This window comes from Natranaerobius trueperi, from assembly GCF_002216005.1.
GTDB lineage: Bacteria > Bacillota > Natranaerobiia > Natranaerobiales > Natranaerobiaceae > Natranaerobius_A > Natranaerobius_A trueperi.
The window spans coordinates 1-21782 of the sequence record NZ_NIQC01000035.1; the positions used below are offsets into that span (position 1 = coordinate 1).

20 protein-coding genes, 4 pseudogenes and 1 other annotated feature are annotated in these 21782 nt (G+C 32.1%); of the genes and pseudogenes, 3 read left to right on the forward strand and 21 right to left on the reverse strand.

The genetic code is table 11. The features are described 5' to 3' along the window. Positions 1–502: 502 nt before the first annotated feature. From ahbA to dcuC, 16 genes are all read right to left on the reverse strand, one after another. Positions 503–967: a siroheme decarboxylase subunit alpha gene (gene ahbA, locus CDO51_RS11580; RefSeq protein WP_240503564.1), complete on the reverse strand. Its 465-nt coding sequence runs from the start codon at positions 965–967 to the stop codon at positions 503–505. Further along, entirely contained in the window at positions 960–1970 is a 1011-nt protein-coding gene (gene nirJ2, locus CDO51_RS11585) for a putative heme d1 biosynthesis radical SAM protein NirJ2 (RefSeq protein WP_089024403.1), read from the reverse strand. Before nirJ2 ends, ahbA begins: the two co-directional genes overlap by 8 nt. A 2-nt stretch (positions 1971–1972) precedes the next feature. Next, entirely contained in the window at positions 1973–2956 is a 984-nt protein-coding gene (hemB, locus tag CDO51_RS11590) for a porphobilinogen synthase (protein ID WP_240503565.1), read from the reverse strand. Positions 2957–2977: 21 nt separating this feature from the next. Continuing rightward, a complete protein-coding gene (nirJ1, locus tag CDO51_RS11595) occupies positions 2978–4159 on the reverse strand; it encodes a putative heme d1 biosynthesis radical SAM protein NirJ1 (RefSeq protein WP_089024404.1) in 1182 nt (393 codons plus the stop codon). Between the two features lie 395 nt (positions 4160–4554). Continuing rightward, positions 4555–4752: an SAM-dependent methyltransferase gene (locus tag CDO51_RS11600; RefSeq protein WP_089024405.1), complete on the reverse strand. Its 198-nt coding sequence runs from the start codon at positions 4750–4752 to the stop codon at positions 4555–4557. Positions 4753–4778: 26 nt separating this feature from the next. Beyond that, positions 4779–5708, reverse strand: a complete 930-nt coding sequence (gene hemC, locus CDO51_RS11605) for a hydroxymethylbilane synthase (RefSeq protein ID WP_089024406.1) — start codon at positions 5706–5708, stop codon at positions 4779–4781. A 44-nt stretch (positions 5709–5752) separates the two neighbouring features. After that, positions 5753–7090 carry a glutamyl-tRNA reductase gene (hemA, locus tag CDO51_RS11610; protein WP_158212449.1) on the reverse strand — a complete coding sequence of 446 codons (1338 nt, stop codon included), beginning with the start codon at positions 7088–7090 and terminating at the stop codon, positions 5753–5755. Between the two features lie 354 nt (positions 7091–7444). Further along, positions 7445–7678 (reverse strand): YkuS family protein, encoded by a 234-nt coding sequence (locus tag CDO51_RS11615; RefSeq protein WP_158212450.1) that lies wholly within the window; start codon positions 7676–7678, stop codon positions 7445–7447. Positions 7679–7814: 136 nt separating this feature from the next. Then, complete coding sequence (locus CDO51_RS11620; RefSeq protein ID WP_089024409.1) at positions 7815–9245, reverse strand: flotillin family protein; 1431 nt, start codon at positions 9243–9245, stop codon at positions 7815–7817. 370 nt (positions 9246–9615) lie between these two features. Beyond that, a complete protein-coding gene (locus tag CDO51_RS11625; protein ID WP_089024421.1) occupies positions 9616–10371 on the reverse strand; it encodes a VanW family protein in 756 nt (251 codons plus the stop codon). Between the two features lie 94 nt (positions 10372–10465). After that, a complete protein-coding gene (locus CDO51_RS11630; RefSeq protein ID WP_089024410.1) occupies positions 10466–11002 on the reverse strand; it encodes a manganese efflux pump MntP in 537 nt (178 codons plus the stop codon). Positions 11003–11065: 63 nt separating this feature from the next. Then, positions 11066–11479: a M67 family metallopeptidase gene (locus CDO51_RS11635; protein ID WP_089024411.1), complete on the reverse strand. Its 414-nt coding sequence runs from the start codon at positions 11477–11479 to the stop codon at positions 11066–11068. 75 nt (positions 11480–11554) lie between these two features. Continuing rightward, the gene (trpB, locus tag CDO51_RS11640) at positions 11555–12730 is read right to left on the reverse strand and encodes a tryptophan synthase subunit beta (protein WP_089024412.1); all 1176 of its coding nucleotides are present in this window, start codon (positions 12728–12730) and stop codon (positions 11555–11557) included. Between the two features lie 156 nt (positions 12731–12886). Continuing rightward, positions 12887–13068 (reverse strand) — a binding site (T-box leader). 57 nt (positions 13069–13125) lie between these two features. Beyond that, positions 13126–14496 carry an alanine/glycine:cation symporter family protein gene (locus CDO51_RS11645; RefSeq protein ID WP_089024413.1) on the reverse strand — a complete coding sequence of 457 codons (1371 nt, stop codon included), beginning with the start codon at positions 14494–14496 and terminating at the stop codon, positions 13126–13128. Positions 14497–15095: 599 nt separating this feature from the next. Further along, on the reverse strand, positions 15096–15401 hold the full coding sequence (locus tag CDO51_RS11650) for an InlB B-repeat-containing protein (RefSeq protein ID WP_089024414.1): 306 nt from the start codon (positions 15399–15401) through the stop codon (positions 15096–15098). 522 nt (positions 15402–15923) lie between these two features. Beyond that, positions 15924–17180, reverse strand: a complete 1257-nt coding sequence (gene dcuC / locus CDO51_RS11655) for a C4-dicarboxylate transporter DcuC (protein ID WP_089024415.1) — start codon at positions 17178–17180, stop codon at positions 15924–15926. Positions 17181–17484: 304 nt separating this feature from the next. Between dcuC and CDO51_RS15190 the strand changes: the two are divergent. Next, positions 17485–18119: pseudogene (locus CDO51_RS15190) on the forward strand (hypothetical protein). Positions 18120–18307: 188 nt separating this feature from the next. Here the strand turns inward: CDO51_RS15190 and CDO51_RS11670 are convergent. Then, positions 18308–19377, reverse strand: a pseudogene (locus tag CDO51_RS11670) (IS3 family transposase). Positions 19378–19447: 70 nt separating this feature from the next. Between CDO51_RS11670 and CDO51_RS15545 the strand changes: the two are divergent. Then, a pseudogene (locus tag CDO51_RS15545) lies at positions 19448–19558 on the forward strand (hypothetical protein); the annotation flags it as partial. Positions 19559–19906: 348 nt separating this feature from the next. Here the strand turns inward: CDO51_RS15545 and CDO51_RS11675 are convergent. The 3 genes from CDO51_RS11675 to CDO51_RS11680 form a co-directional block, all read right to left on the reverse strand. Next, positions 19907–20092: a hypothetical protein gene (locus tag CDO51_RS11675; protein WP_089024417.1), complete on the reverse strand. Its 186-nt coding sequence runs from the start codon at positions 20090–20092 to the stop codon at positions 19907–19909. Positions 20093–20131: 39 nt separating this feature from the next. Continuing rightward, entirely contained in the window at positions 20132–20284 is a 153-nt protein-coding gene (locus CDO51_RS13910) for a hypothetical protein (RefSeq protein ID WP_158212451.1), read from the reverse strand. Between the two features lie 277 nt (positions 20285–20561). After that, positions 20562–20903 carry a hypothetical protein gene (locus tag CDO51_RS11680; RefSeq protein ID WP_089024418.1) on the reverse strand — a complete coding sequence of 114 codons (342 nt, stop codon included), beginning with the start codon at positions 20901–20903 and terminating at the stop codon, positions 20562–20564. A 321-nt stretch (positions 20904–21224) separates the two neighbouring features. Between CDO51_RS11680 and CDO51_RS11685 the strand changes: the two genes are divergently transcribed. After that, positions 21225–21569 (forward strand): type II toxin-antitoxin system RelE/ParE family toxin, encoded by a 345-nt coding sequence (locus tag CDO51_RS11685; RefSeq protein WP_089024419.1) that lies wholly within the window; start codon positions 21225–21227, stop codon positions 21567–21569. Between the two features lie 77 nt (positions 21570–21646). Here CDO51_RS11685 and CDO51_RS15695 read toward each other — a convergent pair. Then, positions 21647–21782, reverse strand: a pseudogene (locus tag CDO51_RS15695) (IS110 family RNA-guided transposase); the annotation flags it as partial.

Sequence of the window (21782 nt, forward strand, 5' to 3'; positions counted from 1 at the left end):
TATGGATATCACTAAGAAATGGAATCAACCAGTTTTTAATTGGAAGAGTTGTATCTCACAGCTCGCCATCCATTTCGAAGATCGACTCAAACCAGAATTACCGTATTGAGGTATAAATCTAATCTTGATCGAGAAAATAGGGATGAAACTAGTAAGTAAATTTATTAAGAGAGATACCATTTACACAAAATTCAGGACATCCTCTATTAAAAAGATTAGTTGGGCTGCTTTTTTATCTTCTCAATTTAAAATTTTAATTCATCTTACAAGTAAGGGCGATATTCCAAAAATTTAATTATACTTTTGGGACAGTCCCTTTAAAAATACCTGTTCTTCGAAAAATCCCCTGTTTTTGTAAAAATAATTTATTTCATCAAACTAATATCTAGCTTACTTGCCATTTCTTTATAGAGTTGTTTTGAGAGTGGTAAGTTCCCTTATAATTGAGAAATAATTTGTTTTTGAACATAAGTTAATTTCTCCAATATAAACACCTCGAAATTTACTCTTGTTTCAACTGAAAGTTGACCCCTATTTTAAATAGTATAGTAGCTGGTAATTTTAATAATCTATGTACTCCTTGTAATAGTGATATTTCTTGTAGTTTATCATCTAATAACTTTTGGTTTTTTTCAGTTAATGTAAACCATATATTAAATTCGTGATCACGTTTATAATTATGTGTTACCCCATAGTATTCGTTTATTTTATGAGCAATCTCATCTACTCGTGACTTATCTACTTTTAATGCTACTAAAGTTGATACAAAACCAAGTTTTTTAGAATCAAAAACCCCACCTAACCGTCTTATATATCCTTTATCATATAGTTTTATCACACGATTATAAACTTCATCTTCAGTTAGCTCAAGTGTTCTAGCCAATTCTAAATAAGGCCTTTGGGCTAATGGAAAATCAGATTGAATAATGTTTAGTATACTTTTATCAATATCATCTAACTTATACATTTGCTTCATTTGTCTCACCCGATTTCTTATATAAACACCACGGATCTTGTGCTAAATAATCTTTATTATAGTAATAATAAGCTCTCGCTCGACACCCACTACACTTTTCTAGATAATCACAATCACCACATTTACCACCAAAATCAAGTGTTCTTAGTTCTTTAAACATGTCACTATTCTCCCAGATCTCGTCAAAAGGAGTTTCTAATACATTCCCTACCTTTTCGGGTAAGTAAGGACAAGGGTTAACATCACCATTCGGAGTAATACAACAATATGAGGTACCAGCAAGACAACCACGTGTAAACCTCATATCTAATCCTTTCATCGAAGCTATTCTCATAAATTGTGGAGCACAAGTAGGTTTTAGTTCAATATCAACCTGTTTTTGCTTATCCATAATTCTATGTAGTAATTGTTCATATTGTTTTTGTCTAATAGCTTCTGTTTCTATATCCTTTGCTCTACCAGTTGGTACTAAAAAGAACACATGATGGGCTTTTGCTCCGAGCTCTACAGCAAAATCAGTTATTTCTTCAAATTCTTCAACGTTTTGTTCTACTATTGTAGTGTGAATTTGAAAATCTAATCCTTCAGCTTTACAGTTTTTCATACCTGTTATGGCATCATTAAAACTTCCTACAGTTTGGCGAAATTCATCATGAACTTCTGGTCTAATACTATCAAGGCTAATACCTAACCTAAGAGCACCAGCTTCTTTTAGTTTTTTTGCGACGTCTCTAGTAATTGTAGTTCCTGATGTTCCAAGAACAGGCCTTAGTCCAATTAGTTTTGCATGTTCAATTAATTCATAAATGTCACCTCTCGCTAATGGTTCACCACCACTGAATATCATTATTTTAAAGCCTGCTCTTTTTACTTCGTCTAATAATCTTTTTCCTTCCTCGGTTGTGAGCTCTCTAGTTTCTTTCTCTCCCGCTTCCCTATAACAATGCTTACATCTTAAATGACAACTACTTGTTGTGTTCCATGAGACCAGCACTCTTATTCCTCCTTATTATTTAACCAACGTGCTATATCTATGGCAAAATAAGTTAAAATCATATCAGCGCCTGCCCTTTTATAACTAGTCATTACCTCCATTACTATCTGTTTTTCATCTAACCAACCTTTTTCTGTTGCAGCTTTAATCATAGCATATTCACCACTAACATTATAAGCTGCTACAGGGTGACGAAAACTTTGTTTAACATCTTTTATCACATCAAGGTAACTAAGACCAGGTTTAACCATTACAATATCAGCACCCTCATTTATATCTAACTCTACTTCTCTAATTGCTTCTTTTCCATTTGCACTGTCCATCTGATAAGTTTTTCGATCACCTTGTGAAGGGCTAGAATATGCTGCATCTCTAAACGGACCATAAAAGTTTGAAGCAAATTTAGCAGAATAAGCCATTATCGGTATATTTTCATATCCATGTTTATCTAGGCCTTGTCTAATAGCTTTAACATACCCATCCATCATATTTGAAGGGGCAAGCATATCTGCTCCTGCTTTTGAATGTGAAATAGCAATTTCTGTGAGCTCTTTTAAAGTTAAATCGTTATCGATATCTCCATCTTTTAAAATTCCACAATGTCCATGATTAGTAAAGCCGCACATACAAACATCTGTTATCACTATAAGATCAGGAAAATGTTTTTTAGTTTCGCTACAAGCTCGTTGGATAGCTTCATTTGGGTCTTTTGCGGAACTACCTCTCTCATCTTTATAACCAGGAACTCCAAATAACATAACTGCTGGGATGCCTAAACTATAAACCTTTTCTAAATGCTTAATTGCCATATCAACAGAATATTGATATACCCCTGGCATAGAAGGTACTGGATTTTCGTAATTTTCACCAGTTGTTACAAATATCGGGTAGATTAAATCAGTAACTTGTATTTGATTTTCACGTACCATATGTCTTATACCTTGCTTTCTTCTTAATCGTCTCATACGATATTCAGGAAAACCCACAAACTCTCCCTCCTACTATTATTAGTTTATGCCTATTTCATCATCTGTTAGGTAACAGGCTGGATCAGAAGCCCAGAAGTCTTCATACAAGGCTTCAGCTCTTTTTCTAAAGTTTCCATTACAAGCATCTAACCATTTACACTTACTACAGCGTCCTTTTAAAAGTGATTTTCTATCTTTTAATCCTTTTAAAACACGATTTTGTGTAGTGTCTCTCCATATTTCACCAAAGGGTTTTTCTCTTACATTTCCAAATGTATGGTTTTGAGTAAACTGATCTGGATGTACATTCCCTTCACTATCAACACTACTAATAGCTATTCCAGAACGGTTTCCTCCATTGTACTTTAAAAGTTCAAGTATTCTTTCTGCTTTTTTAGGATCTTTTTGTAACATTTTTAAATACATATATATTCCATCAGCATGGTTATCTACCATAAGGATTTCTTTTCGTTTATTTTTCTTTTCAAAGTATTGAGTATAGTCCATGATCATATCCATTACTTCTCTAGTTTCTTCATGAGAAATATCTTGATCTAAAATTTCACTACCTCGACCTGAATAAACTAGATGATAAAAACAGATCCGTGGTATATCTTCTTCTTCTATTAACTTAAATAATTCCGGAAGTTCCTTGTAATTATGTTTATTAATAGTTACCCGAAGCCCAACTTTTTGGTCGTTAGATAAACAGTTTCTAATACCTTTTAAGGCACTATCAAAGGCTCCATTTTGTCCTCTAAAATGATCATTGTTTTCTCCAATACCATCAAGACTTACACCTACATAACCTATTTTTAACCTCTTTAAATCTCTTGCCATCTCTTTATCTATCAAAGTTCCATTTGTTGATACTGTTGTTCTAATACCTTTTTTTGAGGCATACTCAGCTAGTTCAAAGAAATCATTTCTAATTAGTGGCTCCCCACCTGAAAATATTAACACTGGAACTTTAAAGGCTACTAAATCATCAATAAATTCCTTACCTTCCTGAGTTGTCATCTCACCACTGTATCTTTTGTTCTCTGAATCAGAGTAGCAGTGTATACAGTTTAAATTACATGTCCTAGTACAGTTCCATACAACAATTGGGCCTTTATCTTTAGTAACACCATTTTTTGTTTTATATGAACTTTTGTTATATCTTAGCCTGTCTCCAAAATAATCTGTGTTTTCTAGTAGTAGTTTGGTTACATTTATCATGTAACTTCCTCCTCACTGAAGCCACCTAGGTGTTTTTTACTTATACATCAACTAAACCCTCTATTGTATCCTCCTCTGGATCTAGTCTAGTATAATCTTGTGGTTGTTTAACTTTAATACTCGGAAACTCAATCGGCTCACCACCAAGGTTTTTATCTATTTTGGTAATTCACTTGCTTGACTCCTAGCTCTTGTAACTAATATTTTTTTACTAAATAAAAGTTTGGTTTCATCTAAGATTCACTACATCTCCCCAACAATTGAGCTCAGGGATTTAATTTTCTTTTCTATAACCTTTTCAACTATTGTGGTTAAATTTCCTGTTACAGTAAAATGTTCCCCATTTAGATAAATTACTAACTCCTATAAAAAACATAGTGTATCTGTCGCTGTTGCTAATTTATCCCATGATAACGTACTTTCCTTGTTACCATGATTTTAAATGACCAGTAAATTTCTTCTTGTGATAAGGTATGATTATTTGGTTTTTTTCCAACATATATTAATTCGGCATTATTACTATCATCTGCCTTTTTAATACAGTTGATTCCTTTTTTTGTAATTAAGTCATCATCACCAGAGCCTGCTCCCACTAAATAAACAAATCACTTCAGAATCATCACCCTTTGTTTTTTACACTATCTAAGATTTCTTTAGCACCTTGTGAAATCAATTTATATGCTAATTCCTGACCTAAGTCTACAGGATAATCTTTTGAGCCAATTAAGGTCTCTTTTAACACTTTAGAGCCTTCTAACTCTGCTACGACTCCAGTTAACTCAAGTCCTTTTTCTGTTAATCTTCCTAATCCACCTACAGGTACATGACAACTCCCACCTAATTGATTTAGAAAAGTTCTTTCTGAATATATGGCTGTCCTACTATTTTCATCATTTAATACAGATAACTTTTCCCGTAGCTTATCATTATCAGCTTTGATCTCAATACCTAAAGCACCTTGTCCTACACAGGGAACTATTACATCCTCTGGTATCTCTTGGGCAATTAAATCAGTCAAGTCTGCACGCATCAAACCTGCTTTAGCTAAGACTATACCGTCTAACTTGTCTGAGTTTTGAAGTTTTTCTAAACGTGTATTAATATTTCCTCGTACAGGTGTGATCTGCAAGTCTTTTCGATATGCTTTTAATTGTGAGGCTCTTCGTAAACTACTAGTACCTACAAAAGAGCCTAATTGAAGTTCATCTAAAGTCGAGTTATTATCCTTAGTTATTAAAACATCACGAGGATCTAGTCTTTTAGTTACAGCACAAATCTCTAGTTCACTAGGAGTTTCTGTAGGTATATCTTTCATACTATGTACCGCTAAATCTATATCACCAGCTAGTAACGCATTTTGTATTTCCTTTAAAAAAAGTGCTTTCCCTCCAATTTTAGATAAGGTTTTATCTAAAATTTCATCTCCTTTTGTAGTTAGTTTATGAATTTCTATTTCTATATCAGGATAATACTTTTTTAATTTTTCTACTACCCAATAAGTCTGATTCAGCGCAAGTTCACTTTTCCTAGTCCCAACTCTTAGTTTCATTTAGCTCCCCCATTCTATAAATACTGATAATGAAACGAGAGGGGTTACCACTCTCCCGTTTGATCTTTAACTTCTAATATATTATTAACCCGTTCTAGCTTTTCCTTAGTAAGTACCTGTTCCTCTAAATTAAATAATTGTGCTAAAGTAACTTCAACTACATCACTTTTTTCTTTAGCAGCAAGTTCTTTAATATTTAACACGGGTTCTTTTAATAATTGATTGATAATTCTCTTTGTTAATTTATCAATAACTTGTTTCTCTTTATCACTTAAATTAGAAAGCTTGGTTTGAAAGTTTTGTAACTCAGATTCTCGAATATTATCTGCCTTATCTTTTAAAGCAGATATCAAAGGCACTACTTCACGTATTTTAAACCATGCCATAAAATCAATTACTTCTTTATTAAGTATGATCTTTGCTTTTCTAGCTTCTTGCTCTCTTACTTTCATGTTAGACTCTACAACTGATTCTAGATCATCTATACAATATAAATATACATTATCTATATTATTAATATAAGGATCAATATCTCTAGGTACAGCTATATCTATTAAAAACATTCTTGAATAATTTCTGCTATCCATTACTGTTTTAATATCCCGGTCTCTTAAAATAAAGTGAGGGGCACCAGTGCTACTAATTAAAATATCGACTTCTTGTAACCTGTTATGTAATTCTTCATATGAAGCATAACTTGCTCCAAATTGGTCAGCTATTCTCCTAGCTCGCTCTAATGTTCGATTCAGTACAGTTAGGCTCTTCACACCATTATTTAGTAGATGTTTAGCACAAAGTTCACTCATTTGTCCAGCACCAATTAAGAGTACAGATTTATCTTTTAGATCACCAAATATTTCTTTTGCAAGCTCAACACTTGCATAGCTTACTGATGCTGCATTATCATTAATTTGAGTTTCTGAGTGCACTTTTTTTCCAGCCTTGATTACATGTTGATACAAACCATGAAAAATAGAACTGATACCACCCGCTTCATCAGATAAATAGTATGCTTGTTTTATCTGTCCTAAAATTTCAGTTTCCCCAATCACTAGTGAATTTAATCCTGCAGCAACTTCAAAAATATGAGTTATGGCTTCTTCATTTGTTTTAGTATATAAATAATCATACAAATATCCTTGAGTTAGGTTACAATAATTTGTTAAAGCATTAATTATATTATTAATACCTTCCATAACATTGTCTGTTAAAAAATGAATTTCGGTTCTATTACAAGTTGATAACACACTGAGCTCAGCCAAGTTTTTTTTCTCAACTGTTGACGAGATAAACTGTTTAACTTCTTTTGAATTAAAAGACAGTTTTTCTCTAATCTCAACAGGTGCAGTTTTATGATTTAACCCCAATACTACAACATCCAAAATCAGTTTCCTCCTTATATCTGAGCTGTCTTTATATTATAACTGATTTGTATAATGATTTAAATGAATCCTCCTGTCTATTCTACTTCATGTAGAATTTTAATCCTTTTCGTACTAATATCACAGCTGTAGTTATTCTTGTTGATCGCCTAATTCTGCTCTTTTAATTCCACCATATACTCGAACCCATACGAAAATTTAATAGTTATTAGTAATATTAAATTATTACAAGAAGAACTAAAAGTATAACAATTAATCCCATAATAACACCTAATTTAACTACACACTATTTTATTCCTTAATCTATATAACGATTACAAAAAAAGAGACCCAGCTTTTGGGTCTCTAAGAGAACTAACCTAGTTTATTCTGTAGTTCAGCGATTATATCTTGTTCATCCCTTCCTCTTGCATCTATCACAGGTACCGGTACTTCTATCTCTTCTATATTCATCATGTCTTCATCTCTACCTGTGATAATAGCTGCAGATACAACTTCATCACTATCCATAGATACTGGATTAAAACCATTTTCTTTTAATGGCTCTCTTAAATAATTTAATTCTTGTTCTAAGGCTACCTTTGTCAAGAGTGTTACCTCCTCTTCATAAGCTTTATTATTTGCACCATCTAATTCATCAATTATATTATTTTCTCATTAGTGTATTATTATTCTTTTTTACACATATAAACAGCAGGGATAGTTTAATCCCTGTGTTTTGTAATTATTCTTCTTTTTGTTCTGTTTCAGTCTCTTCACTAGTTGAGGCTACTTCACTTTTTTGTGTGAAGTTTTCTAACATACCTTTTAGGTCCATTCCAGTACTTTCTTTTAATCCTTCTTGAATACCAAGCATAGTGTTAGTAACATTATTTGCAACATTACTTGCTCCACCTTTAGACTCTGATCCACTCATATCTACAACCTTCATTTCATTAATCTGAGATAATGGTTTAGAAACTTCTTTTGCATAATCTGGAAGCATCTTTATAAGCATTTCAATAACTGCTGCTTCTCCATACTTCTCCATTGCTTTTGCCATTTCTTCTTTAGCTTCTGCTTCAGCTTTACCTTTCTCTCTAATAATATTTGCTTGGGTTTCACCTTTAATTTTTTCCTCTTCTGCTTCAGCTCTTGCTTTTGCTTCAACCTCATATGCATCAGCATCTGCTTGAGCTTGCCTTTTCTTTTTCTCTTCTTCTTCAAATTCTACTTGTTTTTGTCTTTCTATATGTTCAACTTTCATTTCTTCTTCTTTTACTTCTTGTTGTAACCTAGCTTGTTCTAATTCATAAGCCTGTTCCGACTTAGCTCTAGCTCTTTCTGTTTCTTCTTTAATTTGAGCCTCTTTTATATCCTTTTCTTTTTGGGATTCGGCAATTTCAACTTTACGTTTATTTTCTTCTTGTTCCGCTTCTTGTTCATTTTGAGCTTTATAAATTCGGGTTTCTTTCTCTGCTTCAGATTCAGCTTTTTCCGCCTGTTTTTGTACTTCAGCAATTTGCGATCTCCCTAGGTTAATTAAGTAGCCATTATCAGGGTCCTCATCTCTTATATCTTCTAACCCAAAAGAGGTTATTTGAAAGCCCATATTATTCAATTCATTTTGCGCTATTTCTTGAACTTGGTTATTAAATGATTCACGATTATTATTAATTTCTTCTACTCTAAGCTTTGCTAAGATAGCGCGAAGATTAGTACCTAATACCCGTGATACTTCTTCTTCAATTTCATTTTGGTCTTTACCTAAAAACTGTTCAGCATAATTAGCTATCCCTTGTAAACTGTCAGCTATTTTTATAGTAGCTATAGCGTCTGCTATAACAGGTACACCCTCTTGAGTATATACTCTTGGTGTAGTTAGCTCAATTTGAAATGCATTCAAGTTAATTGGTGTTGAAGTTTGAAATAGTTTTAAACGGACTCCTCCACCACGAATGATCTTCATACTTCTTCCTTCTTCATCTACAAATATTCGTTTATCATTATCAGGGTTACCAAGGTTTGGTCCAGTAATGACTAATGCTTCGTTTGAGGTGGCTGTTCTGTAACGTTTTTTTAAAATAAATAAACCAATAACACCTAAAACAAACAAAATAAATAAAATAATTAATGTCTGTACTGTAAAAAGAATACTTGAAATAATAAATAACACCCTCCCTTTTAAAAGAATATAAAACCAGGCTTCAATTACTGACATAGACTAGTAGCTTTAGAGAGGATAAATTTAAAATTATTAAAGATAAGTAAAATTAGGTAATTGATTAAAATATTAATAGGGATAAGTTAGACCCTTTGCAGGTTCTTTTTTATCTAACTAATAAGTTGTTCAAGTAGATAAACTAATCTCATTGTGATATCTATGAGATATAAATTAATTTATTCATAAAAAGCTCTTCTGAATATTACTCGCAAAGATTCTTGTTTGAAAATTACCTTTGTAGTTTTTTAGATGTTATTACCTCTCGTTTTGTTACAATTCACCAACCTTTTTTTAGCTATTTTTGATTAATGGGCTTGTCCTATTAATTCATTGAAGCTTTTTGTAAAAAAGGTTGATACATCATAATCGCATGATTTTCTGTTACATATTCATCATTAATTAATTCATTTTTTTGATTATATACTTTTCTATGTATTATATTGTGTCTAATATAGCCACCCCAATGTTCATGAGTTATCCAATGATCTTTTTCATATACTTCATAAGTATGACATAACTCTTGATCAGAGCGCCACTCACCTATTAACTCGTCTTCAGTTAAGTACAACACTAATTGAAATGTTTGGTTTGTATCATTTTTAATTTGTAGATCAATAAAATTATAAGTACATGTTGCTCCACTTCCAAAAGGCATTTTCCTCTTTGAGTCAGGAAAGACATCATAGGTATGACGGTATCTTTCTGTGACTGTAAGTGGGGTATGTAGTGTCATCCAATATATCAAATTAGAAAGTTGGCATAAACCACCACCTACCCCTGACTTTACTTTCCCGTCTTGTAGAACCATTCCGTGAACATACCCTTTTTTCTTTGTTGGCTTACCTATTAAGCGCCAATAAGAAAATGTTTCACCTGGGTGAATGACAATCTTGTCTAATTTTTTTGTAGCTAGCTTTAAATTTTTAATTTTATTATACTGCATCCCCATATCTACATCTTTAAGCTTTCTAAGTAAAGGTGTTTTATGAGAAAAAATAGTATAATCTAATAGATTTTCTGTTTTCTTTTTAGCCCATCTTTTATTAGTCAGATACCAATCTAAATAACGTTTTATCATATAATAATAAGTACCAAGCCTAATTCTAAATTTTGATCTTTTAACTGGCTTTTTCAAATATCTCCCCTCCCAAAAACAATTAATTTATTGTTATCTATGATGTTAATAAAGTGACAAAAGCTAATGCAATCAACAAAAATCCTGATATTAAATCTGCTCTATTTAATATTGGTTGCACTGCTTTACCAAATAATGAACCAACTAATAAGAATATAAAACTTAAAAAAAATGCCAGTAGGCTTGTAAAAATTATTGGATACCCTGTTATACCAGCCGAAACTCCTAATACTAATGAATTAATACTAAGGGTTATACCAAGTATGATTCCCATATAAGTATTTAAATCTATAGGTTCTTTTTTTTGGTCATCAGGGTCTGTTTTTTTAAAAATGAAATAGATACCAAATGATAAAAATACTAAAGCTGCAATCAAGTCATCTATACCTGCAGGTATCAGAGGATATAGTATATCACCTAAAAATATACCTATAGCCATAGTAGCTCCAGAAAATAAAGCAATTATTAGTATTATTTGAACCGGAATTCTTCTTTGCATTCCAATACTAAACCCTACTCCTAAATCATCTAATGTAGAAGATACAACTAGGAATATTATCGGTATTAAATTCATAGATAGATACTCCCTTCAATTATTGTCAATCCTTATTATACTCTCCATAAAGTGTAACAATTCTTAAGGATTTATTTCTAGGTCAACCTCACGATAATTACCTTCTATTATTTTAAACACACGAAACTCTATTTCATATAGAAAAGAGACTATACTATACATTACATCAGGATAGTACGCATCATTAATATCTTTAATTGACGGGCGACATGGGGTTTTAGGGTGAGAATGAAAAATAGATATTAGTTGTAAATCTAACTGTTCAATTTCTTTAAAAACTTTCACTTGTTCTTCGGGGTCTAATAAATACTCTTCAGGACTTTTCTTTATATTTGTCATTAAATAAACTTTGCTAACAACACCTTCTTGTTTTTGTTGATATCCAGCCATAAGTCCACATGCTTCATTAGGTAACCCTTTTTTACAATATTTAATAATTTCTTCATAATTTCTTTTAGAGATAACAAGCTTTTCCATAATCTAAACCTTCCCTTATAAAGCTATAATAAAGACACCTCTTATACTATTTTGTATATAGAGGTGTCTTATAAATTATGAATCTAAATAATTTGAAACTGCTTCAACATCTTTATCTCCTCTGCCTGATAAATTTAAAACAATTAATTCATCTTTAGTTAATTGTGGTGCTAGCTTATATAGATAAGCAAGGGCATGACTACTTTCTAAAGCAGGAATGATACCTTCATAAAAAGATAAGTCTTGATAAGCTTTAACAGCTTCATGATCACTAATAGCTACATAATTTACTCTATTTTCACTTTTAAAATATGCATGTTCAGGTCCGACACCAGGGTAATCTAACCCAGAGGAAATTGAATGAGTACTCATAGGTTTATTATTACTATCTTTGAGAAAGTAACTGTAGGAACCATGGAGTATACCTGGTTGACCTTTACTCAAAGTAGCAGAATGATTACCATCATCGAGACTAATTCCACCTGCTTCAACTCCATATAAATTTATTTCAGGATGATCTAAAAAACTAGTAAAAATACCAATAGCGTTACTTCCTCCTCCTATACATGCTACTACATGATTAGGTAGTTTTCCTTCTAACTCAATTATTTGCTCTTTTGCTTCTCGTCCAATTATTGATTGAAAATCTTTAACAATTGTAGGAAAAGGATGAGGCCCTACACAAGATCCGAGTAAATAGTGTGTATTTCTATAGTGTTCTATCCAATAGTTTAGAGCTTCGTTCACTGCATCATTGAGGTTTTTGTTACCTTTGTTAACTTTTACCACTTTAGCACCAAGTAATTCCATTCTAAAAACATTTAAAGGCTGCTTTTTAGCATCAAGTTCTCCCATAAAAATTGTACATTTAAATCCGAATTTTGCTGAAACCGCAGCTGTCGCTACCCCATGTTGCCCAGCTCCAGTTTCTGCTACTATTTCCTTTTTGCCCATTTTTTTTGCTAGAAGAATCTGACCAATCGTATTATTAATTTTATGGGCTCCTAAATGATTAAGGTCTTCCCTTTTTAAATATATCTTTGCTCCACCTAATTTTTCTGTTAAATTTTCTGCAAAATAAAGAGATGTGGGACGACCACTAAATACTTTTAAATAATGTAAAAGTTCCTTATTAAACTCTTGATCGTCTCTATATTTATAATAACAATTAGCTAACTCCTCTAAAGAAGCTTTAAGGGATCCATGTACGTATTGCCCACCAAAATCCCCAAAATATCCTTTATTTGACATGACGATACCTCCATTAATTTTATTTATAAAAAGGTTTATTTTTTAGATAATGAAGCCATCGAAATACCACATGTTCAGATAAGTTTGGTTTTATCATACTATCAACCCCTTTAACTATTAAATCTTAATATAAATAAATAAGCTTTCATCCTTAATTAAAAGGACGAAAGCTTGTTAACTCCCGCGGTACCACCTTAATATTGACTATATATTATAGCCCACTTTAGTAATTAATAACTCCGGGTCCATTCAATTCAAGTTTCCTTACCAGGCTCACACCTTACCCTGGCTCTCTGAAAAGGTCTTTTGAATTTACTATCTCCCATCATCGTTTTACTGTGATAAAGTTTGTATATACTTTACCACTATCTTATTAAATTGTCAATATAAATATTTTAAAAAACTTCTTTACCTTTCAAATATTTATTCTTCTGCCTAACAATAACTTTTGAAAGGAAGTTTAAAGCAATGAGATTAGGTAAAGCCATAAGTCCATTCATTGTATCCGCAAAGGTCCATACTTCCTCTAATTTACCCACCGCCCCTAATACTATTAAAACAATAAAGATTAGTCTATAAAGTAATTTTATTCGCTTACCAAATAAATATTCCCAACTCTTTTCACCATAAAAAGACCACGTGATCATAGTTGTACATGCAAATATAATAATTGCTATAGTTATAAAATATCCACCTGAACCAGGTAACCCTTTATCAAAAGCTTCAGATGTTAAAACTGCTCCAGTTTTTCCAGTTTCTAATGCTCCTGATACTAAAATTACAAGTGCTGTTATTGTACCTACTACCATTGTATCAATAAAGACTTCCCATATCCCCCACATACCTTGTTTTGTAGGGGTGTTTTTAGCTTGGGCATGAACAATTGAACCTGCACCAAGGCCAGCTTCATTTAGAAATATACCTCGTGCAATACCTACCTTAATTGTATGCATAACACCAAATCCTGCAGCACCACTTGCAGCAGAATATGGATTAAAAGCGTAGTATATTATATCTCGAAATGCACCTGGAATTTCAGGATAATTTAAGTAAAGAATAAATAAAGCACCAATTACATATGCAAGAGTCATTAAAGGAACTAATATTGATGCTACTTGAGCAATACGTTTAATCCCACCTAAAATGACTAAACCTATTAGAAAGGCTGAAACAATACCTGTAACAATTTTAGGTATACCAAAATCTTCTAGTAATGCATGGGCTACTGTATTTGATTGGACCATATTTCCGGTCCCTAATGCTGCAACTCCAGCAAAAAGAGCATATAGTACAGCTAACCATATCCAATTTCCACCTAAACCGTTTTGAATATAATACATTACTCCACCAAAAACCTCATTCTTTTTTTTCTCTCGGAATTTAACGCTTAAGATTGCTTCGCTAAATTTAGTAGCCATACCAACAACTGCTGTCACCCACATCCAAAAAATAGCACCCGGACCACCCAAGTGTAAAGCTGTTGCTACTCCTGCTATATTTCCGATTCCAAGGGTAGCTGCCATTGCAGAGCTTATGGCTTGAAAACCTGTTATTGAACCACCAGATTTTTTATCACCTTTTTTTAGAAGCTCATTAAAAAGTGTTTCCTTCCATGCTGTTATAAAATGAGTAAATTGGAAAAACCTAAGACAAATAGTTAAAAACAGACCTGTACCAATAAATAATAATAAAAATGGTATCCCCCATACAAGTTCATTTACTATTGTATTAATTCTTAGAATATCTAGTTCAGTAAAAATACTCATAACAAGCTCCTCCTCTCTTACAACATTAAGAGTATGCTATTTATTGTCATCAGATGATAAAATTTATCTATCTTATAAATAATTAAATTGTAATAACTAGTAAGCTTTAAAAAGGTGGGATTTTTGTGCCAGAAATACCAGTTTACTATATTCATCCTATATATACAGGTCAACTTCTTGGTTTAGGTGTCATATTAATTACGGACCCTTTGGTTTCTTTGGGATTTCCTTCTTTCCGCCAATAGCTTGGACTACTTATTTCTTAATGTTTTTATATCTACTTCCAACAAAAAAACTGGTACTATATTTTTACTCTCGTATCGGGATTCTACGGGGCTTTCTATGCTAATGTATTAGTTGAATTAGAAATCTTTGAAATGAACTATGGTAGATTTATAATTCCAATTATTCTATATTTTTCTTGGCATTCAATTGTTGCTTGGAGTTATTTGAAATACTTTAAAAGACACATTGTCTATGATTAATCAAAAAAGATCTAAGGACATTTAGGAATTAAATCTTTTATAGTTATAGTATAACTTCATCTAATTTTACTCATCGTAGATCCTTAAACGGTTAAAGATTCATTTTAAAAAAATTCATTCCTTAAATTCAAATTTTGCTATTAAGGTCCTAACATCACGAACAATAAGAGGATTCCAACTAGTACTTAATTTTCTACCATTTTCCATCCATTTAACAAATTCGTATCCTTCGTTTGGTTTAGCTTTAACTGCTATACCTTGTCCTTTTTTATATGTGCCATCACCACTTACTTGTCCTGCTCCCTTAAGTTCAACTTTTGATTCAATTTCAAATTCAGGAGTATTACAAGCTAACATAAAAATTCCCATACCCATAACTATAATAACTGCTAACCCTAGAAATTTATAATTAACCATCATTTCCTATCCCCCCAAAGCTATTTATTTATATAGAATGATATAGACCATAAAATCCAAGCAAAAACACTCAGAGAACTAATAACATTACATACTCCCATTATCTCTTGAGGGTTCTTATGGCCTACGAATATAATAGAGCACCTGATATTCCTGAACCAGTTGCAATATAGAACTTCCTATTAAATATAACATACATACAGATATACCCTTCTTGTACATTTTCATCTAAAGGATCTAACTGGTCACTACTTAAAACAAAACTACAAGCAACAGTTGTTCCTATACTTATAATAAGTAAATAGTATTATAGCAGATAATTTCCCTTTCATTCCTACCTCCTCTTTTTCTTTTTGATTTTCATAATAAAAGACATATTATAATTCAAAAAGTAGCATGATAATACAAAAATATTCTTGCAGGTTAATTCTACAAGAATACTACACAAGTTAAGACATGTTAGATAAGTACTAACTCGAGATTATAGCAATAAAAAAGAGGAGGGGATCCTCCTCTTTAAGACATTTATAAAAGTATCAACATAGCAACAATAGTACTAAGAATCATACCTGGAGCTGTTCTTTTTACTATCTCAATTGGGTTTACATTAGCATAGTTTGCACATACAATTGCTGCAGCAGCAACCGGTGACATTGTTCTACCTAAAGCAGCAGTTAAGGCTGCTAAAGAACCTAGTTCAATAGTACCAAATCCAAATTCAACAGCTTGAGGAGTGATAGCTTCATTAAAAGCAAAGGATGCAGCATCTCCTGAACCTGTAATAACAGATAACATGAATGGTCCAAAAGCACCAGCAACACCTGCAATCGCTTCTACTTCCGTCATAAGGTTAATTAATGCATCTACAACTCCTGTGGCTTCAAGACCTGACACAAAGACTGTTGCAGAAATAATGATACCAAGTACATTACTATATGCGGTACCCATACCGTCGAAAAATGTTTTAGTAGCATCTGCTGGATTAGTTTTAGTTACTAAAACACCTAAGATTGCACCGATAATCATTGAACCTGGCACACCAAGTTCTTGAAGGATAGGAACTGCTCCAGATTCACCTAACATTAATAGTACTAGAGGTAAAACAACAATAATAGCTTTGATTACTTCAGGTTTAAAGTCTTCTGATCTTTCATCTTGTTGAATACCTAATTCGTAACCTTTCATTTCATTTCTCATATAACCTATAGCTGTAAGTGATAGCATACCAATCAAGCCAGCTGAAATAGTCGCTACACTATGAACACTCACTACATCCATACCAGAAACACCAGCTAAATCTGCAATAAAAGCATTATGAGGTGTTCCTGGGTTTAGTGCACCACCAAAGGTTCCACTAAATACAGCAGCTGCAGCTATAGCAGGGTGGATTCCTGCAGCCATTAATACCGGGATAAATACAGCACCTACTGCTGCGCTTGTCCCTGCAGCACTCGGCAATGCAATATTTACTATATAAGCAGCTAGTACTGTACCTGGTACAAGAATAGGTTTAACTTTTGTAAGGATACCACCTAATAAATGTACTAGGTGTTGATCACACTTTGTGAATTTCATAACTTGAGCAAAGGCAAGAACACTGAGTATAGCTTGTATTAGACCCTCAGCCACCATACGTTCTGCAAAAGCATCAAAAGCTTCTATTGGCTGTAAAGAAATAATACACATTAATAATCCAGATGTAAATAATACCATTCTAACTTCATATTTTTTGATAATAAGATACGCAGTTGCAACTAAAATCAATAAACCTAATAAAAACATTAATGTCACCTCCGAAAAAATTTAATTACTAAATAAATTAGTAAATCTAAAATTGTATTCTTTTTCTCCCTCCCTCCATTGTTAAAAGTATCACAAATTTTGACGAAATTTGACTATTTTTTGTCCGAATACTATATTTCAACATAAAACGCATAAACCCTCTTTACTCGTAAAGGTTCGCAATTTTTTCAATAGTGTCATTTGCGTATATTTAATGACCAATTATGAATTTAATTAGGTTTGCATATGTACTGATATATTTTGAAATATTAAAATTGTATACTAATATAGAATGGTAGGGATTATGATAAAAAACTTTGATAATAAACTAGTAAACTTTTTGTTACAAGATAAAAATACAGAGCTAGCCTATTTAGCAAATGTTGGTTTAGAAAAGGAGAATATAAGGGTAGATAAAAATGGAAGGTTAGCTTTAACACCGCATACGAAAGCTTTTGGAAATAAACTACATAACCCTTATATAAAAACTGACCTCTCTGAGAGTCAAATTGAAGTTATCACACCTGTTTGTAACAGTATTGAAAACGTATATCAAATCCTTGATGATCCTGCAGGATTTCGTTTCTATTAATTTAAAAAACGAAGTTCTGTGGCCTCTAAATAATCTTTCTATTTTACCTAATGAAAATGAGATACCAATTGCAGTTTATGATGAAAAAGGAAAGAGGAAAGGAGATACAGGGAGAGGTTAGCAAAAAAGTATGGTAAGAAAAGACAATTATTATCAGGAATTCACTACAATTTTTCTTTTTCTGAAATTTTTTAACAAAACTACATAAAGAACTTTATTACAACCTATCATACAAAGAGTTTAAAAATTATATCTATCTTAAAGTTGCTAAAAATTTTCTAAGGGTTAAATGGTTGTTAATATATCTTACTGGAGCAAGCCAGTGCTTCAAAATGATGAACACTTAAAGTGTTATTGTAAAAATTTAAGCTATTAGAAATAGTAAATGCGGATATATAAATACCGAGGAATTTATAATCAATTATGAATCTTTAAATAAATATGTTGAAAGTGTAAGTTCTTTGATTGATAAAGGTAAAATTGAAAGTATAAATGTGGACCTGAGTCAATATTTTGGACACAAAAAAGTTAAGTTTTAAGCTGATTGTTTTGTAAAATCTTCAAAAGCTTGAGGAGTTAAGAAGCCCAAACTTCCATGTACTCTTTTTCTGTTGTACAGCCTCCAATAAACTTGAAAATAGCAACTTTAGCAGTATTAAAATCTAGATATCTTACATGGTTAACTTCTTCTTTTTTAAGGGTAGCATGAAAAGATTAATATGTGCATTGTCATAAGGGCATCCTTTACGACTAAATGACTGTATAATTCCTTTAGTTTTTGTAAATTGCTCAAATTCGTCACTAGTATATTGTGTACCTAGGTCGCTGTGAAGAATAAGGCCACTATCCGGTTTTTGAGTGTCATAAGCATTCTTTAAAGCTTTGATTACAAGATCGGTTGTCATGTTTTTGCTGATGAAGTAACCAACGATTTTATGAGTATGTAAGTCCATTACTGAAGCTAAATAGCACCAAGAGTCTTTTATGGTTTTAATATATGTAATATCAGTTACCCATTTTTCATTGATAGTTCTTGTAGAAAAATCTTGCTTTAAGATAGCTTTTTTCATTATTCGCTGTACTCTTTTTAGGCTTACTTTATAACCCTTAGCATTAAGATAGCGTGGATCTTAGGTGCACCATAGCGTTTATTACTATCATTATGGATTTCAATAATTTCTTCTGGAAGCTCTCTATTTCCTTTATCACGATTAGACTCAACGTGATTTAATTTGTGGTAGTAAGTACTCTTAGGAACTTCTAAAGTGTCACACATGGTTGTAATGGAATAATCATCTTTGTGTTCTTCTATAAATTCAATAACCTCTGGATCATCTACTTTTTTGCGAATATGGCCATAGCCTTTTTTAAGATTTCGTTCTCCTGTTTGATACGTTGCATTTCTTTTTTCATTTCATCTATATCTTTAGGAGTAACTTCTTCATCCTCTAATTGGTTTGGGGTTAATTGCTTGATCCATTTATAAATAGTAACTTCCGTTACGCCATATTCGCTCGACAGGTCCTTTACAGAAGTACCTGAGTGATACAAATCTACAACTGTTTTTTTGAAATCATCACTATATTTACTCATTACTGGACACATCCTTTCTTATCTCTATTTTATAGACTTAACTAAAATGTGTCCATAAAACTATACTAACACCAATGAATCATATTCTCCTATTAGATTAAAAGGATGTGAAAAAAGTACACTCGAGGACTTATTAAATAAGGGAATACAATGTATTGAATTACGGATTTTTGATTTAAACCCCTTTGACTAAATGGAATATCTATAGAAGATCTTTATCTAACTAAATTATTTATTGTTTACTTATTAATAAAAGAAGATATAACACTTGATAAAGCACAACAGTATAAAGCTAATTTCAACCATGAACAGGCAACATTAGGAAGTGATCCAGAAAATATTATGCTTTATGGAAGTTTTGGTGAATCAATACAGTTAAATAAACATGCTATGAACTTATCGATAAATTAGAAAAAATGTGTCAATTACTCAATATTTATAACTACTCAAATATCATATCTGATGCTAGAAATAAAGTTCTAGATCACAATAGAACTTATTCAAAGAGAATTCTAAATGAAGTTAGAAAAAAGTCTTATATTTATAAATCATCTTCTTTGTCCTTGTTAGTGAGTTTTTTATTAATTTGCTCTAATTGTTCTAGCGTTTGTTCTTTACACTTACTATTTCTAAAAAATGTTTTAATTAGTTTTACAGCAAGATATATTATTCCAATTAGAACTACTATATTTAATAAGGTGAAAAAAGCAGTTATACTCACTTCCATACTATATACCTCCTAACATTTAAAGTTTTTAAAACATAACTAACTGTCATCTGATGAATAAGTTATGGCTTCTCTTAAAAAGTCAATTTCTTTTTCAAGTTCAGCAAGACGTATAAGTAAAATGTGGTATACTATTATTGCAGGAACAGAGATTATAAGTATAATTATTATTAGCATTATAAAAAATTCCATCCCCCCACCCCCTATTTATTTTAAGTACTAAAAGTCTCAAAATATTGACTCAGGTCCAGTTAGTATGGAAGTTACCCTCAATTAATTCTACTCATCAACTGCGTCTCCCGTGACAGAAGACATGTCCCGTAGGGTACGACCGAAGGAGTAACGCAAACAAGCGTGTTATCGGATGCATTGGGTTTAACAGGCATGATAAATAGCTTCATTAATAAGGCCTTTAAACAATACATATCATGAGTTAATTCCAGTCCAAAACTTTAACTATAGTTCTCTATTATCTATTTAAGTACCTTTGTATCCCACTCTTAATTCCATAGATTCCTACCACCAAGAAAAAAGATAAAAATATTATATTTCTTATTAATTCTAAAGTGTCCTCTGGAGAAGATAAGCTTAAATTCAATATATTATTTATAAAGACAAATACCAAACTTGAACAAATCACTCCTATAATGAGAGGTGCTAGCCAATACTTATTCAGTTCCTTTACAAACTTTATAATTCTCCCGGTTCCAATATAATGACCCGGATAATACTGATTTTCCTGCCATTCCTCAAGTTCTTCTAATTGTTTTTCAAAGTTATTACGATTATCAGGTTCTTGCTTGTTATTCAAGTTTTCCCTCCTTATGTTTCCATTGTCCATAAAACACAGAAAAACTTCTTATTTCACCCAATGTTTCCGATAACGTTCCCGTTGTTTGCGACGTTGTCGGCCCGGCATAATAACCCAAAGAAAATACCAAGGGGTTTGGCGCGACTTTTGCTACTCAATAACTCTAACCCATTAATGCAAAAGTCGTGACAAAAGGCAATGTCCCGAAGGCGCGACCGCAGGGAGTCGCGCAAACAATCGTGTTATCTGAAGTTTTGCTTTTATTGTTTATATAACATATATGTGATATAATTTTATTACTAACAGGTGTGAGGTGAAGTCATGTATGAAATAATATATTTTGAAGAATCAAATGAATCACCTGTTGTAAACTTCATCTTAAAACAATACTCTAAAGAACAGGCCAAAATTTTACGAGAAATTGATCTTCTTGAAGAGTTCGGACTTTCTCTAGGGATGCCACATATTCGTAAAATTAAAAATACAGAACTTTGGGAATTAAGGATAAGGCATAGTTCTAACATATTTCGAATACTTTTTAAAGATTTTAATGATACCTTTGTTTTACTCCACGGTTTTCAAAAGAAAGATAACAAAACTCCTAAAAAGGATTTGAATATCGCTTTAAAAAGGTTAAAAAAGTATCTTGAAAGATTCTCTATGTAAAGGATAAAAACCTGTAAAATTTGGAAATCCAGAATACAGTAATCCAAATTTGAAATTTTGCTCTTTTAAAAACTAAATTAAGCAATGTGTTTTTCTCTAGCTTTTATGAACTTGCTTTCGTTGTAGGGCTCTTTATTTACCCACATAGCAAAGAGTATCCTAACCCAAATATTAGCTAGAGTCCTTACAGCTTCATGATGCTGTTTACCTTCT

Bases quoted from the DNA above. Each gene is read 5' to 3' on its own strand.
- ahbA (WP_240503564.1), bottom strand. From the start codon at position 967: ATGTATAAGTTAGATGATATTGATAAAAGTATACTAAACATTATTCAA.
- nirJ1 (WP_089024404.1), bottom strand. From the start codon at position 4,159: ATGATAAATGTAACCAAACTACTACTAGAAAACACAGATTATTTTGGA.
- hemC (WP_089024406.1), bottom strand. From the start codon at position 5,708: ATGAAACTAAGAGTTGGGACTAGGAAAAGTGAACTTGCGCTGAATCAG.
- CDO51_RS11625 (WP_089024421.1), bottom strand. From the start codon at position 10,371: ATGATAAAACGTTATTTAGATTGGTATCTGACTAATAAAAGATGGGCT.
- CDO51_RS11630 (WP_089024410.1), bottom strand. From the start codon at position 11,002: ATGAATTTAATACCGATAATATTCCTAGTTGTATCTTCTACATTAGAT.
- CDO51_RS11635 (WP_089024411.1), bottom strand. From the start codon at position 11,479: ATGGAAAAGCTTGTTATCTCTAAAAGAAATTATGAAGAAATTATTAAA.
- trpB (WP_089024412.1), bottom strand. From the start codon at position 12,730: ATGTCAAATAAAGGATATTTTGGGGATTTTGGTGGGCAATACGTACAT.
- CDO51_RS11645 (WP_089024413.1), bottom strand. From the start codon at position 14,496: ATGAGTATTTTTACTGAACTAGATATTCTAAGAATTAATACAATAGTA.
- CDO51_RS11650 (WP_089024414.1), bottom strand. From the start codon at position 15,401: ATGATGGTTAATTATAAATTTCTAGGGTTAGCAGTTATTATAGTTATG.
- dcuC (WP_089024415.1), bottom strand. From the start codon at position 17,180: ATGTTTTTATTAGGTTTATTGATTTTAGTTGCAACTGCGTATCTTATT.
- CDO51_RS11675 (WP_089024417.1), bottom strand. From the start codon at position 20,092: ATGGAAGTGAGTATAACTGCTTTTTTCACCTTATTAAATATAGTAGTT.
- CDO51_RS13910 (WP_158212451.1), bottom strand. From the start codon at position 20,284: ATGGAATTTTTTATAATGCTAATAATAATTATACTTATAATCTCTGTT.
- CDO51_RS11685 (WP_089024419.1), top strand. From the start codon at position 21,225: ATGTATGAAATAATATATTTTGAAGAATCAAATGAATCACCTGTTGTA.